At 41.1% G+C, this 14,397-nt stretch carries 19 protein-coding genes; 11 read left to right on the top strand and 8 right to left on the bottom strand.

Features of this window, described 5'->3' with window-relative positions; genetic code table 11:
- Positions 1 to 2: 2 nt before the first annotated feature.
- The 3 genes from ltrA to ACZZZW_RS10895 all read right to left on the bottom strand — a co-directional run bounded on the left by ltrA (position 3) and on the right by ACZZZW_RS10895 (position 2,555).
- Positions 3 to 1,277, bottom strand: coding sequence for a group II intron reverse transcriptase/maturase (gene ltrA / locus ACZZZW_RS10905; protein ID WP_463492318.1), 1,275 nt, complete (start codon positions 1,275 to 1,277; stop codon positions 3 to 5).
- A gap of 735 nt (positions 1,278 to 2,012) precedes the next feature.
- Entirely contained in the window at positions 2,013 to 2,300 is a 288-nt protein-coding gene (locus tag ACZZZW_RS10900; protein ID WP_463493312.1) for a hypothetical protein, read from the bottom strand.
- 72 nt (positions 2,301 to 2,372) lie between these two features.
- Positions 2,373 to 2,555 (bottom strand): hypothetical protein, encoded by a 183-nt coding sequence (locus ACZZZW_RS10895; protein WP_055904749.1) that lies wholly within the window; start codon positions 2,553 to 2,555, stop codon positions 2,373 to 2,375.
- Positions 2,556 to 2,667: 112 nt separating this feature from the next.
- On the opposite strand from ACZZZW_RS10895, the gene ACZZZW_RS10890 reads away from it, so the two are divergent.
- The 4 genes from ACZZZW_RS10890 to ACZZZW_RS10875 all read left to right on the top strand — a co-directional run bounded on the left by ACZZZW_RS10890 (position 2,668) and on the right by ACZZZW_RS10875 (position 4,729).
- Entirely contained in the window at positions 2,668 to 2,883 is a 216-nt protein-coding gene (locus ACZZZW_RS10890) for a hypothetical protein (protein ID WP_463493310.1), read from the top strand.
- A 7-nt stretch (positions 2,884 to 2,890) separates the two neighbouring features.
- The gene (locus ACZZZW_RS10885) at positions 2,891 to 3,637 is read left to right on the top strand and encodes a type 1 glutamine amidotransferase domain-containing protein (RefSeq protein ID WP_463493308.1); all 747 of its coding nucleotides are present in this window, start codon (positions 2,891 to 2,893) and stop codon (positions 3,635 to 3,637) included.
- 23 nt (positions 3,638 to 3,660) lie between these two features.
- Positions 3,661 to 3,858, top strand: a complete 198-nt coding sequence (locus tag ACZZZW_RS10880; protein ID WP_055904752.1) for a hypothetical protein — start codon at positions 3,661 to 3,663, stop codon at positions 3,856 to 3,858.
- Between the two features lie 88 nt (positions 3,859 to 3,946).
- The gene (locus ACZZZW_RS10875; protein WP_463497740.1) at positions 3,947 to 4,729 is read left to right on the top strand and encodes an inorganic diphosphatase; all 783 of its coding nucleotides are present in this window, start codon (positions 3,947 to 3,949) and stop codon (positions 4,727 to 4,729) included.
- A gap of 727 nt (positions 4,730 to 5,456) precedes the next feature.
- Here the strand turns inward: ACZZZW_RS10875 and ACZZZW_RS10870 are convergent.
- Positions 5,457 to 6,701, bottom strand: a complete 1,245-nt coding sequence (locus ACZZZW_RS10870) for a Y-family DNA polymerase (RefSeq protein WP_463493305.1) — start codon at positions 6,699 to 6,701, stop codon at positions 5,457 to 5,459.
- Positions 6,685 to 7,113 carry a LexA family protein gene (locus ACZZZW_RS10865; protein WP_463493303.1) on the bottom strand — a complete coding sequence of 143 codons (429 nt, stop codon included), beginning with the start codon at positions 7,111 to 7,113 and terminating at the stop codon, positions 6,685 to 6,687. Before ACZZZW_RS10865 ends, ACZZZW_RS10870 begins: the two co-directional genes overlap by 17 nt.
- A gap of 172 nt (positions 7,114 to 7,285) precedes the next feature.
- Here ACZZZW_RS10865 and ACZZZW_RS10860 point away from each other — a divergent pair, with 172 nt between their 5' ends.
- The 3 genes from ACZZZW_RS10860 (at position 7,286) to ACZZZW_RS10850 (ending at position 8,326) form a co-directional block, all read left to right on the top strand.
- The gene (locus tag ACZZZW_RS10860; protein ID WP_463493301.1) at positions 7,286 to 7,525 is read left to right on the top strand and encodes a hypothetical protein; all 240 of its coding nucleotides are present in this window, start codon (positions 7,286 to 7,288) and stop codon (positions 7,523 to 7,525) included.
- Positions 7,526 to 7,552: 27 nt separating this feature from the next.
- Entirely contained in the window at positions 7,553 to 7,981 is a 429-nt protein-coding gene (locus ACZZZW_RS10855; RefSeq protein ID WP_055904770.1) for a hypothetical protein, read from the top strand.
- Between the two features lie 63 nt (positions 7,982 to 8,044).
- Positions 8,045 to 8,326, top strand: coding sequence for a hypothetical protein (locus ACZZZW_RS10850; RefSeq protein ID WP_055904773.1), 282 nt, complete (start codon positions 8,045 to 8,047; stop codon positions 8,324 to 8,326).
- 45 nt (positions 8,327 to 8,371) lie between these two features.
- On the opposite strand, the gene ACZZZW_RS10845 is transcribed toward ACZZZW_RS10850, so the two are convergent.
- Positions 8,372 to 8,524, bottom strand: coding sequence for a hypothetical protein (locus ACZZZW_RS10845; protein WP_463493298.1), 153 nt, complete (start codon positions 8,522 to 8,524; stop codon positions 8,372 to 8,374).
- Positions 8,525 to 8,707: 183 nt separating this feature from the next.
- Between ACZZZW_RS10845 and ACZZZW_RS10840 the strand changes: the two genes are divergently transcribed.
- The 4 genes from ACZZZW_RS10840 (at position 8,708) to ACZZZW_RS10825 (ending at position 13,231) form a co-directional block, all read left to right on the top strand.
- Complete coding sequence (locus tag ACZZZW_RS10840) at positions 8,708 to 9,220, top strand: RNA polymerase sigma factor (RefSeq protein WP_055904776.1); 513 nt, start codon at positions 8,708 to 8,710, stop codon at positions 9,218 to 9,220.
- A gap of 263 nt (positions 9,221 to 9,483) precedes the next feature.
- Entirely contained in the window at positions 9,484 to 9,954 is a 471-nt protein-coding gene (locus ACZZZW_RS10835; RefSeq protein WP_463493295.1) for a (2Fe-2S)-binding protein, read from the top strand.
- Positions 9,947 to 10,966: an FAD binding domain-containing protein gene (locus ACZZZW_RS10830; RefSeq protein WP_463493293.1), complete on the top strand. Its 1,020-nt coding sequence runs from the start codon at positions 9,947 to 9,949 to the stop codon at positions 10,964 to 10,966. Before ACZZZW_RS10835 ends, ACZZZW_RS10830 begins: the two co-directional genes overlap by 8 nt.
- A gap of 27 nt (positions 10,967 to 10,993) precedes the next feature.
- Positions 10,994 to 13,231, top strand: coding sequence for a xanthine dehydrogenase family protein molybdopterin-binding subunit (locus tag ACZZZW_RS10825; protein WP_463493292.1), 2,238 nt, complete (start codon positions 10,994 to 10,996; stop codon positions 13,229 to 13,231).
- A 91-nt stretch (positions 13,232 to 13,322) separates the two neighbouring features.
- Here ACZZZW_RS10825 and ACZZZW_RS10820 read toward each other — a convergent pair whose 3' ends face one another.
- Entirely contained in the window at positions 13,323 to 13,835 is a 513-nt protein-coding gene (locus ACZZZW_RS10820; protein WP_463493291.1) for an HAD domain-containing protein, read from the bottom strand.
- Positions 13,832 to 14,317 (bottom strand): hypothetical protein, encoded by a 486-nt coding sequence (locus ACZZZW_RS10815; protein ID WP_463493290.1) that lies wholly within the window; start codon positions 14,315 to 14,317, stop codon positions 13,832 to 13,834. Before ACZZZW_RS10815 ends, ACZZZW_RS10820 begins: the two co-directional genes overlap by 4 nt.
- Positions 14,318 to 14,397: the final 80 nt, after the last annotated feature.

The following is a 14,397-nucleotide window of genomic DNA, read 5'->3' as shown; positions in this document are numbered from 1 at the left end:
TGTTAGAATAACTTCGTTTGGTGTGTCGTTTTCCAATAGTAATAATTGGTAAATCCATCAAGTCCATGCCTCAAAAAGAACTTCTTGTCAAGGGTTGTAAGTAATATCGGGCTGTTTGCAGTCCTACAGTACCCCTTACGGGTATTGGCCAATTGATAGGCCCTTGATTTTACCAACCCCATCTTCATTAAATTCCGCGCTCTACCCGTTATACTCTTCCATTGCTTCCAAAGAACAATCCGCAGTCTGGTCCTCATCAACTCGTCCAGTCTGGTCATATGACTCTTTGCTTCTGCAATAGAGAAATAATTAACCCAACCATGAATGATTTCCTTAAGCGTTAATATTCTTTCTTGGAATGGAACTGGTTGGCTACGTTTAGTTTGCTCCCGGATTTTCTCCTTGATCGCTCTTAGAGATTTGGATGAAATTCGCATCTTCCATCCCTCTTTGCTACCATAGAATGAAAACCCGAGCAGACTACTTTGGCTTGGCCTGCTAACCTTACTTTTCTCCCTGTTAACCTTCAGTTTCAGGCAGTCTTCCAGATATACTGAAATACTTCTCATTACCCGGTGTCCTGATTTCCTGCTTCTTAGATAGATACTGCAATCATCAGCATATCGCACGAACCTGTGCCCACGCTCCTCGAGCTTAACATCGAGTTCGTGAAGGATAACATTTGATAGTAACGGACTTAATGGACTGCCTTGTGGCGTTCCTTCTTTTCTTGGGCTGACCAATCCATTCTCCATGATCCCCACACTCAAATAAAGACGAATAAGCTTCAATGTCCGCTTATCCTTTATCTTTACTGACAGCAGATGCATAAGTTTATCATGGTTTACCCGGTCAAAAAATTTGTCCAGGTCAAGTTCCACAATCCAGGTGTAACCTGTGTTAAGATATTCCTGAGCCTTTAACACTGCCTGATGGGCATTGCGATCTGGCCGGAAACCATAACTATCAGAGGAAAAGTCGCCCTCGTACTTGGGGCTCAGCCATTGAGAGATGGCCTGCTGGATCAACCGGTCAATGACCGTTGGGATGCCAAGCATCCTCTTACCACCACTGCCTTTGGGTATCTCTACCTTTCTTACAGCGTTCGGTCGGTAATGGCCTGATAAAATATCACTCCGTAATGCCTGCCAGTTAGCATTCAGGTAGTCGCGAAGTTCATCGGTCTGCATACCATCAATACCACCAGCACCCTTATTGGCAGTAACCTGCCTAAAGGCTCTTTGTACATTTCGGATGTCTAATATTTCTTCAAGCATAATACTAAAAAAAAAACTCCTTCCCAGGCATTGTGTACATTGGTTGCACGGCTCGGCTCAGCTCCTCTTATAATTTACTCTCGGATTCCGTCCTACCCTCATATAAGCAGTTCTCTAATGTGGTTCCGCTGTAAACGCTCTGCCATAAACTTCCTGTTTCCTTTGCCATCCTAACATTTGGTCCTTTCTGCATCCGAAAAATGCAGTACTACGACCGCTGCTGACTTCTGATTGAGGCATTTAACATCTCTGCCAAATGTTTCTTCTCCTGTAATCGCGCTTACAATTGACAGAACTCATTCAGATCTCCCGGGGTAAGACAATCTACTTCCTATGGATGTGGCCTCTGTATCTGCGTAATAGTCCCCGTGCAGTATTGGGCTTCTGTTTGTTTCGCAACATCACCCGGACTAAATCCGCCTCGTATACAGTTTCTGTTCGTAAGCCCCCATATTTGCCGCGGACTTCCTTCAGATTCGCAGTCACCCACGACACCCTTGTCTCGAGCTAACACTTCCTACTGCTAAGCGTGTTCGGGACTTGAACCCTATAGTCGATTGCCATGCCCGGCGCACGAAAAAAGAAATAGGTTAACCATCGGTTAACCTATTTTAAACAGTTCAATTATTTGTAAATCACTCCAGAATGTAATGCCTTTACATAATTTATTTAGCAATGGCCTATCCCAATTCAAGTAATTCAATAGTTCTTATCAAATAAGATTTGCTGCATAAACTAAGGCAAACTTTCTTCATCATCACTATCTTCTTTACTCACCGAATTGGGCATGTTACCTGCAGTTCCGCTGTTTCCTTTTTCCCAATCGGCCCTTGCTTCTTCCGAGCCGAAATCTCCTTCGCCTACTTCTCTGCTTAAAAATCCGGCCTCACTTTTAACCCTGTTCTTTTCATGATTTTCATTACTTCTAAACCTTGGCACCTGGTTATCGGGCATATTGGTGCGTTCTGCGCTGTTTTCAGCATTCTTATCGCCCAGGTTGTTATTTTTTTCTTCAGTTCCCATTATGGTGATCCTTTAAAATTGTACAAATTAAATAGTGTTAAACCTTTAGATAATGGAACAGCCATTAATCAGTTAAGTATTTCCGCCGGCATTGCCTGCAAGGTCTCCGCCAACATCTTCCTCATCGTCTGTTTCACCTGTAAGGCCACGTTGTACTTCGTTATCATCAACTTCCTTTTCCTCATTCGGACTTATTTGCGACTGACCGTTGCTGTCTTCAGCATCTGTGTCTCTTGGTTCAATGTTATCGTTCATAATCGTTTTTCTTAATAAAACACGTAAAAAGGCGATAAGGTTTAAACATTTAAACCAATATTAAATAATAGCGCATTAAACAGATGTGTATTGCCAACAACCAGATCTTTTTATGCGGTTAAGTATTTCTTTTCAGCTTTGGCGAACCATTGCTTGCTTAAACTTGTTATCTCTTTGTATTAAAAATCTTAAAAACATGAAAGATCCAAAAGAACAGGAAGAAGAAAATGTAGATCAGCAAACTGATAATACACAAGATTCGAATTGGGATGAACACCAGCGCGTTGATGAAGAAGGTAATGAACTTGATCCTGAAGACATAAAATAAGCAACTTATGAAAAAGATATTAATGGTGATGACCTCTCATCGCGACATGCAAAATACTGATGATAAAACCGGAGTTTGGCTTGGCGAATTTACCGATCCATATTACGAATTTATCGATGCAGGCTACCAGGTAGATCTGTTTAGCCCTAAAGGTGGCCGGCCACCGGTAGACCCAATGAGTGAACTGACAGAAAACATAACCGGATCCAACCGCAGATACCAGGATGATGAAAATGCAAAAAATGCATTTTCACACACCAGCACCTTAAATCAAATTAGGGTTGAAGATTATGACGCCTTGTTTTATCCTGGTGGGCATGGCCCCCTTTGGGATCTGGCTGTTGATAACAATAGCGGAATCCTGATTCATGACTTTTTAGATGCTGGCAAACCGGTAGCAGCAGTATGCCATGGCCCGGCTGCATTGCTTGGTGCCGAAAACATTCGCCCTGGTTTTTTAAAAGGAAAAAGAATTTCGGCTTTTAGCAATACCGAAGAAACGCTGGTTGGCCGTGGCGATCATGTTCCTTATCTGTTGCAAACAAAACTGGAAACATTAGGGGCAGAAATTAAAAATAGTTTAGTGCCCTTCCTTTCTCATGTAGAAATCGATGGCTTGCTGATTACCGGGCAGAATCCATTATCTGCGGGTCCTGTTGCTAAGGCACTTATAGAAAAGCTTGCCGAAGTACCGCAAAATCAATCCGCACAAGCACCAGAAACAGTGCTGCCAGAAAGTAGTACCGAAAATTAATTACACCTATAAAATCAATAGCAATGGAAAACACGAATGGCAATGCTGGCGAAAAGGAAAATAAGGAAAACATGGGTTTTCCCGAAAACGAGGATGATAAGCGAGAAGTAGGTGAAAAACCCGATGAGTCATTACCCTCAGACGGGCCTGTGAGTAAAAGCCGGACACTGGATTCAGAAAATTTGGCTGATACACATACAGCGGAAAATGAGGGCAGCTAGAGACTATCAAAACAGATAATTAATTTTAGGTCGGATATAACAGACCGCTCCAGGATATAAGAAAACTGAAGAGCAGCAGGTAAGGGTAATTATTGAAACACCAAAAGGCAGCAAGCAAAAATTTGATTACGAACCTGAACAGAACATTTACGTACTCAATAAAGTAATGCCTGCCGGAATGGTGTTTCCTTTTGATTTTGGTTTTATCCCAGGCACATTAGGAGAAGATGGCGACCCTTTGGATGTGCTGGTTATTTCTACTTTAGGAACTTTTACAGGCTGCGCCCTAGATTGCAGAATTGTTGGCGCAATTAAAGCTGACCAACGGGAAAAAGATGGCCACAAAACGGAAAATGACCGGATTATAGCGGTTCCAATTATAGATCAAAACATGGCCAAAATTGAAACCATCCATGATTTGGAGCAAGATTTAATTACACAAATTGGCCAGTTTTTCATCAACTATAACGAATTGGCGGGTAAATCATTTAAAATTAAAGGTTTAACAAGCCCTGCTGCTACCTGGAAACTCATTAGCGAAGGGGAAAAGAAAAATAACAGACAGGATACGCTCGTTCAGTTATTTATACCCATAACTGAGAGCAGCATTTTTAACCGTACGTTGCAAAAGCTAAAAAAAAGTTTGACAGAAAAATTTGGAGGACTAAGCCTTTACACCCGCCAACCCATAAAAGGCATCTGGCAGGATGGCAACCAAACCGAATACGATAAGCTAATTGTAGTTGAAGTAATGACGGCTCATTTTAATGCCCCCTACTGGAAAGAATTAAAATCGAACCTGGAGAAAACACTTCACCAAAAAGAAATCATCATCAGGCATTATAAAGTAAGCACCTTAAAAGATAGCTAACCCTTACATTCCTATTCAACATCATCGGTAAAATGCTTTTAACTTCTAGTGATGTAAAGATAAGCCCGGTGCCGACCCTCTGAGGGGTGGTTAAGGGTGCAAAAGGCCCGAAACCGAGGCTAAAAGGCTCGGTGCCGACCCTCTGAGGGGTGGTTGAGGGTGCAAAAGGCTCGAAACCGAAGCTAAAAGGCCCGGTGCCGACCCTCTGAGGGGTGGTTGAGGGTGCTAAAGGCCCGAAACCGAGGCTAAAAGGCCCGGAGCCGACCCTCAGAGAGGTGGTTGAGGGTGCAAAAGGCCCGAAACCGGGGCTAAAAGGCCAAATCGTCCTCGTTTGTAACGAGGATGTACGAATAAAGCGATTTTATCGCTCTTAAAGGAGTTATTTTCGCATTGCAAATGCGTTCCTCAAAAATCCTCGGCACAAACGAGGAATATTTAAGTTATCGTCATTGCGAGAAGGCTTTTTCAGCCGACGAAGCAATCTTTATGGCAAGAACCGATGTAAGGGAAAAGCGATTTTATCGCTCCTAAAAGAATTATTTTCGCATTGCAAATGCGCACTCAAAAACCCACGTTACAAACGAGGACTATTTAGCTATCGTCATTGCGAGAAGGCTTTTTCAGCCGACGAAGCAATCTTTATGGCAAGAACCGATGTACGAGAAAAGCGATTTTATCGCTCTGCGCTTGCCAATTAAAAATCCCCTCCAAAAATGGTGAGCCTATTTTAAATCACTTTAATAATATCAGGCCATCGGGTGGTATAACCTTTAGAAAGGTATTCGTGCTTTAACCGCCACTTTTTCTCAAACCCTTCAGTCGCCATTCTAAGCGTTCCCCTGCCATAAGCGAGGTTAAGTTTATCGAGTACAGCAGAAACCTTATCCTTTTTACCACTATCATGGGCCGCAAAAACATTCAGTTGTAATTCGCTCTCTGGTACCAGTCCGGTGGCAATTACACCAGCTTTTCTATACTTTACACCATCCTTAAAAAGCCGTTGTGCTACCTTAACAGCAATGCTTACCAAATCGGTGGTATTGTTACTCGCCAGCAACAGTTTATGCGTATAACTGGGAAAATGCTGTGGACGGTCTTCCCTGTTTTTATTGGTGTATAAAAAAACCTGTAAATAAAGGCAGCGCAGCTGTTCCCTGCGTAATTTCTCGGCCAGTCTGCTGGCATATAAGGTAACAGCCTCAGCTAAAATATCAGGCTGTTCAATGTAATTTCTAAAAGATCGGCTAACGGTAATCCCTTTGGTATTTTCCCTTACCGCATCCAGAGGGATGGCCGGCCTACCCCACAACTCATTCCACATCCGCTGCCCCATAACGGTTAAATGCTGCTTAAACCACATTTCGGGCATTTCCCTGAGCTCGCCTGCGGTAGTAATGCCGAGTTCCTGAAATTTCTTATAATACTGACGGCCCACTCCCCATAAATCACTTACAGGAAAATCTTTTACCGCAGCACTTATTTTCTCATCAGTATCCAACACCATTACCCCACCACTTTTTTTAGAGAGTTTGTTGGCCAGCTTTGCCAGCGTTTTAGTTGGTGCTACGCCAATAGAAACAGGTATACCGGTATTCTGAACTACCGAATTACGGACCATAGGCACATAAGTATCAAGGTTGCCAATTCCGCCAAGCCAACCAAAAGCCTCATCAATGCTATACACATCGAGCCGTGGAAACCACCTGGCCAGGTTGTGCATCACCCGTTCGCTCATGTCGCCATAAAGAACATAATTGCTGGAGAAAACATGGATAGAAAACTTTTTAATCAGATCTCTCACCAAAAATTCGGGATCACCCATTTTAATGCCACAGGCTTTAGCTTCCTCACTCCTGGCAATTACGCAACCGTCATTATTGCTCAGTACAACAACGGGCTTGCCATTAAGCTCCGGGCGGAAAAGCCGCTCGGCCGAGGCATAAAAATTATTGCAATCACAAAGTGCAAACATCCTTGTACCTCCCCGTTCTTAAAGCCTTTGGCAATACATTTCTGCATACCGAACTCACCACACCCCAAATCTGCAACACCTCCATCTCCGTTTCCCTTACAATATCCGAATCGTTTTTAAGAAAAAAACCCTGCTTATCTTTCAACAACAGCCGGCAGTTAAAAAAACCTGTTACAAAGGCAATCACAAATGCACCTTCAATGGGTTTTAAAGATCGGTCGATCACTAAAATATCTTCATCACATATTCCATAACCGGCCATGGTATTGCCCTGCATCTGAAAATAAAAGGTAGCATGAGGATCGATCACTAATTTTTCGGTAATATCGAGCCTACCCTCCAAATAATCTGCAGCTGGCGATTGAAACCCCGAAATCTTCTGCTCTGCTCTTTTCTCAAACGTCCTGATCATAACCAATTAACTCTTATTAAGAACAAAATTATACTAAAATTTTTAGCATTTATAATTCATCATGAACTAAATTCACAACCTCTCGGAATAATAAACCACTACATATTCAAAACCATTACTGTGTGGCATTTGTATTTAAGATGGTCAGAAAGGCCAGACTAAATATTCGAAAATGGAAAAATTACTTTTATCTGAAACCGCCAAACAGTTTATGGATTATGCGGTAGATACACTTGCTGCAATGGACGGTGCGCCTGAGCATGATGAAGATAAAAAAGCAGAAATAAAAATGCGTTTCGCAAAATTGCGCGAATACCTTAACGTGGTTGAACAATCGTACATCGAAAATACGCCGGCAGATGTTGAGCCACAAGTAGATCCAGCCTATATTGCTGAAGTAGGCCATAGTTAACAATAACAAAAATTTAAACACCTGAACATGGGAAAGATAACGAACCTACTGGCCGGCCTTGGAGGTGCGGTGGTGCTGAATATCCTTCACGAATCACTTAAAAAGGGTAAAGATATGCCACGTATCGACCTGTTGGGCGAAGAAGCATTGCAAAAATCTTTAGGTTATTTAGGTACTTCTATTGATGATGATAAAGAATTATACTTAAGTACACTTGCCGGTGATGTGGCAGGAAACGCAATTTATTATAGTTTAATCGGCGGTAGTTACAGCCTGATATGGCCAAAAGCCATTATATTGGGCCTTGCCGCAGGAGTTGGCGCAGTTAAATTACCTAAGCCAATGGGCCTGCAGCCTGAACCAACCGCAAAAAATGTAAAGGTAAGTGCATTAACCATTGCCTATTACTTAACAGGAGCCATAGTAACCGGAGCGATCCTGAAAACACTTAAATAACAAAAAATTACCTTTTTGCAGGGGCATGAAACTATTTTTAACCCTTTTCCGTTTATCGCTAATATGAGCAATTACACGATTCAGGAACAATTCAATCAATATTTGGACCTTTTAAATAAAATCCACAACATCGGGCATGATATCGATGCATCCATAAACGAGGTAGAGATAAAAGACCTGGAAGCAAAAAGAACTGCTTTTAAACGCAGACTACAAATGGTGACCAAAAACCTTGTTGATTCATTAAATAAAATGGATAGCAGGTATCCAATTCATAACTATCTTGGCAACCGCACCACCTACCTCTATACCGAAAACAATAAACTGATGTTTGAATACCATTAAAAAGCATAAAAAAAGCTCCGTTAACGGAGCTTTATACATTTATTTTTAGTCTGGTTTGTTTTCTTTCTTAACTAAGTAAGGATAATCGCTATCATATCGGGTAACAACAGCTATTTTATCAATTTCTGTTTTAATATCGTTGAAACCTGTTTCCAGCGTTTCAATTGTATGTGATGATTTTCCCTGTAATAAATCCACCTTTTCAGTTATTGAATTTTGTTTTAATAATAGTGCTTAAAGAAAAACAAATAAAATAGCCGATATAATGTTGGTTTACAGCTTATGGGTGCCATACATTTGGCCGCAGACAAATTGTATTAGAAACGATACAAACCACATAAAAATTTTTATGGTTGATTAAGTACCTAAAAACATTTGTCTATGAAAACAGCCACATTCAGCAGTATGGTTAGTAGCTACGCTGACCATCTCCGCGCACATGCGATGAAATTTACACGAGACCTTGATGATGCCGACGACCTTGTACAGGATACTTTGATCAAAGCACTTCGTTTTAAGGAAAGCTTTGAAAAAGGATCAAACTTTAAGGGTTGGCTATTTGTAATTATGCGCAACACTTACATTAATGATTACCGCAAAAAGGCAAGAAAAAATTCAGTAATAACCACTGAAGAAGAAATCAGCAGCATGCATCTTTACAAAAGTGCTACCACAAACGTAGCAGAGAATAGATTTGCCATGCAGGACATTCAAAATGCATTAAACAATTTACCCGAAGCTTACCGTTTGCCTTTTGTAAGGTATGTAGAAGGTTATAAATACCATGAAATAGCAGATGAACTCGAAATTCCGCTGGGCACCGTTAAAACACATATTCATCAGGCGAGGATGGAGTTGAAAAAACGCCTGAAACAGTATAGAACCGCTGTATAAATTAAGCGTAAAACAGATATTCATACCTTAAATGTCGGTTTAGAAGCCAGGTAGGTATGAATATCTGTTATTAATATAATTTTTTGCCCATATCCCGGTTTTGCTTCGCATAACCAATTCTTTAAAGAACTGATTACCTCCGTTCTAGCCCCCCTCCAATCTCAAAGTTGAGCCCATAAGCTGCATTAATCTTCACTATCTAAAACTTTTTAAACTGCATATTAGTTTTACCAATAGGCATACCAACTTCAAAACATAATTAAATGGCCAAAACTATACTCACAGTAAATGGGATCCGCCATGAACTGGACTTAAGCCCTTGGGTTTCATTACTCGATGCACTTCGCGACCGCTTACTACTTACCGGCACAAAAAAAGGATGCGACCATGGCCAATGCGGCGCATGTACCATTATTTGTGATGACAAAAGGATATTAAGCTGCTTAAGCCTGGCTGTGGCGAAAAACGGATCAGAAATTACCACAATAGAAGGTTTGGGTGATGATGACAATCTCCATCCCCTGCAAAAGGCATTTATTGATCACGATGCTTTTCAATGCGGTTACTGTACCCCCGGCCAGATTTGCAGCGCAGTAGGCATGTTAAAAGAAAACCGCGCAACAACCCGCGATGAAGTTAGCGAACTGATGAGCGGGAACCTATGCCGTTGTGGTGCCAATAAAGGAATTATCGATGCAATTATGCAGGTAAAAGACGGAGGCCATTATGAATAATTTCGAGTACTTACAGGCTGCTGATGCCGACCAGGCCATTAACCTGCGCGATAAAGATATAAATGCTCAATACCTTGCCGGAGGAACCAACCTTGTTGATTTATGGAAATATAACCTCACCCATCCCTCTGCACTTATTGATATTAACCACATCAGCATAAACAATAGCATAACCGAAAACCCTGATGGAGGTGTAAGGCTTGGCGCAGCAGTGAGAAATGCAGATACTGCCTACCATTCATTAATTGAAGAAAGGTATCCCTTACTGTCTAAAGCTATTTTAGCAGGGGCTTCCGCACAAATCAGGAATATGGCCAGTAACGGAGGCAATTTATTGCAGCGCACCCGTTGTTATTATTTTTATGATGATCAGGTACCATGCAATAAACGCATCCCCGGATCAGGCTGCCCTGCAAAAACAGGCTATAACCGCATACATGCAATATTGGGAACGAGCGACAGCTGCATTGCAGTATTCCCTTCAGATATGTGCATAGCACTTTCGGCATTAAACGCCAGGGTAAATGTAATCGGTTTGGATGGCGAACGAAGTATCGATTTTGCTGATTTCCACCGTTTGCCCGGCGATGCTCCTGAGCTAGACAATAATTTAAAAACCGGCGAACTCATCACTTCGATAGATCTTCCTGAAAATGGTTTTAAAGATCACTATTCATACTTAAAACTGCGCGACAGGCATTCTTATGCCTTTGCGCTGGTATCTGTTGCTACTGCACTAAAGCTTGATGGAAAATTGATCACTGAAGCCCGTATTGCCCTGGGCGGTGTTGCACACAAACCCTGGCGGGTTGCCGAAGCCGAAGATTTTTTAATCAATAAAGAGGCCAACCGCGAAAACTTTTCGGCCGCAGCAGAGCTGATTGTACAAGGTGCCAAAGGATATGGCGATAATGATTTTAAAATTGCCCTTGCCAAAAAGGCAATTGTAAGAAACTGTATGATGGCACTTGATCCATCAAGCCAGCAACCCGGCGCACAGCCTTCGGCTTAAACAATACAATCAACTATCGAAAAAACAATGGATAAAGATAAAATCGTTGGTAAGCCGATAAGTCGGCTCGAAGGTAAACTAAAAGTAACCGGTGCTGCCAAATATGCTGCAGAATATGAGGTAGAAAATCTGCTGCATGCTTATGTGGTAAACAGCCCCGTAACCAAAGGTAAAATTAAAAGCATCAACATTGATAAAGCAACCGCATTACCTGGCGTAATAACAGTATTATCGCATGTAAACCGGCCAAAACTGGCTTGGTTCGATCTCCAGTATGCCGATATGGATGCCCCTCCCGGAACAGTGTTTAAACCTTTTTATAATGATGAAATTTTATATAACGGTCAACCGATTGCACTGGTGGTGGCAGAAGATTTTGAAACCGCACGTTATGCAGCTACACTGGTAGAATTTGATTTTGAAGAGAAACCTTTCGAAACCTTCCTTACCGATCATACAGAGCAGGCACGACCGCCTAAATTTGGGCTGGCCACTGCACTTAAACCACCACCGCCCCCACCTACTGGCAATTTTGAACAAGCCTATCAAAATGCCGCAGTAAAGGTAGAAAGTGAATACCTACATGGCACTGAGCACCACAACCCAATGGAAATGTTTGCCACCACAACGGTGTACAATGGCGAGGGCAAACTCACCATTTACGATAAAACGCAGGGCACCATTAATAACCAGCTTTTTGTAGCCAATGTATTTGGTTTAAAATATAAAAATGTAAGGGTACTTGCGCCTTTTGTTGGTGGCGCATTCGGTTCGGGTTTACGCCCCCAATACCAGTTGCTTTTATGTGCAATGGCCGCTATCCACTTAAAACGCAATGTGCGCCTGGTGTTAGACCGTAAGCAGATGTTCTTTTTTAGCCACAGACCGCCAACTAAACAAAATCTTAAGTTTGCAACTGATGTTAATGGCAGGCTTACCGCAATGGCCCATACCGCCTTGAGCGAAACCTCCAGTTATGAAGATTATTTTGAATCGGTAGCTTCATGGAGCCATAAGCTTTACCCTGCGCCCAATACGCTGTTTGAGCAAAAGGTTGTTCCACTGGATGTTTGTACCCCTCTAGATATGCGGGCACCCGGCGGCAGCACAGCTTTACATGCCATTGAATGTACTATGGATGAGCTGGCTTATAAACTTAAAATTGATCCGCTCGAACTCAGACTGCTTAATTATTCAGATACCGATCCTTCTGCAAAAAAACCTTATACCAGTAAAGCACTCAGAGCGTGTTACCTGCAAGCCGCAGAACGCTTTGGATGGAAAAACCGGACACCCGAACCAAGAAGCATGACGCGTGGAAATAAACTGGTAGGCTATGGCATGGCCACAGGGATTTGGGATGCTTTGCAGTTCCCATCACGGGTAGAAGCCATGATTAATGCTGAAGGTAAACTGATCCTCAATAATGCAGTAACCGATATCGGCACCGGAACTTTTACAGTAATGACCCAGATTGCAGCTGATGAACTTGGTTTACCCATTGAAGATGTGGATTTCCGTTATGGCGACAGTCAGAAACCTTTTTCTATGTTTCAGGGCGGCTCTGCAATGACTGCCTCAACAGGTGTGGGAATTGTTGTGGCCACTAAAGAACTGAAAAAGAAAATACTTAAGGTAGCCCGGAAGATGGACAATTTTCCTTTTGCCAAAAGTGATGATAAAGATATCGTATTCGAAGGTGGCAGAATTTACCTTAAAGCTGATCCGGGAATATCAATCTCCTTTAAAGAGATTGTTGCTTTTAATAAAGGCCGTACGATAAAAACCACAAATATGGGTAAGCCGCATATGCTGAAACTCAGGAATTACAGTAAGGCCACGCATAGCGCATCGTTTGTAGAGGTAGAAGTAGATATTGAACTAGGAAACGTAACCGTTACCAGGGCCGTTACCGCAGTAGCAGCAGGTAAAATCATCAACCCGAAAACAGCAAAAAGCCAGATATATGGTTCCATGGTATGGGGTATTAGCAAGGCCCTGCACGAAGAAACCATTATGGATAAAAAACTAGGTAAATACATCAATACTAACCTGGGTGAATACCATATTCCTGTTCATGCAGACATTAAAGATATGGACGTAATTTTTGCCGAGGAAGAAGATGAGCTTATTAATGAACTCGGTATTAAGGGGGTTGGAGAAATTGGATTGGTGGGCATGCCCGCAGCCATTTCTAATGCAATTTTCCACGCAACCGGAAAACGCATTAATAGCTTACCGATTCATTTTGATGAACTGATGTAATGTTAGTTTATCAAAACTATACACCTCGAATAAAATGTTGATGATAAAAACAATCAATTTGATTGATTATAATATTACAGGCAACTAAAGATTAACCTTTGGTTTGCCTGTAATATTTGTATTCCATTCTTGTATAGCTTTTTAATTCTCTATTAACAACTTGTTTTAAATCTTCAACATTATTAAGTCCTGTATAAGAATTAGTTAAGCAAAGCCGCTGTTTTAATCCTACAGGAAGCTCGTTTAAAGATTTATCATCATCTAGTATCACAATGTCATTATAGTTAATATCATTATCAGATATCCAAGTTTCAATTTCTTTACGTCTGGTAACTTTCAAATTAGATGAAAAACTAACATTCAAAATTGTTATTTTCCTACTCGAAATTCCTCTATCCTTGAGAATAGTTTTCCATTCATTAACAGAATACCTATACCGATGTGAGGTTGACAATATTAATTCATCTTTACTAGTTCTAAACATTAAATTAAATATTTCAACTGCCTTATTATTAAATTTATAAAAGCCATCATCTTCCAGTTCCACACGTCTGTGTGGATTGGCATGAACCATTACTCCATCAATATCTAAAACAAATTTCATTCTTTCTTAATCCAATTTTTATCTACATAGTTATCATCACAATATTTTTCAGTATCCTCATGATTCGCATCCCAATCATCTTCGGAAATATATACTTCATTATATTTTTTTAACACATCGCAATGACTACTTGTATGAGGCCTTATCTCAAAATCTATACCAGCTAGTTTATATGCAATAAATCTATGGTTCCCTTCGACAACCATTTGTTTATATTCGCAAACTTTAACAACCCCAAGCTCATAAATAAAGCACCTTTTATAAATTCGCCTAATCTTCGCAAAGCAAAGCTTAGTTTGGGCAGTGCCATATGGATGTTGTTCATCTACTAAAAATTGTCTTAGGCGTTCAAGGGTAAGTTCAAAATGGTGAGGAGCGATCAATTTATATATATCTTCTACAAAGATAGCATAACACTTATTATCTTTAATGTAAGATACCGCTTTTATTTGTGAATATGAAAAACTTTTCTTACGTGGCATGTTGCTTACAACCTTATACTATTGATGAATAAGCTTCATAATTCAGTAAAGCAATAACGGAATTTGGGTAAATTTTTGAA

The sequence above is a fragment of the Pedobacter sp. AC379 genome (assembly GCF_979258145.1).
The sequence above is the reverse complement of the archived record's forward strand: the minus strand, read 5'-3'. Positions and strand labels throughout refer to the sequence as shown.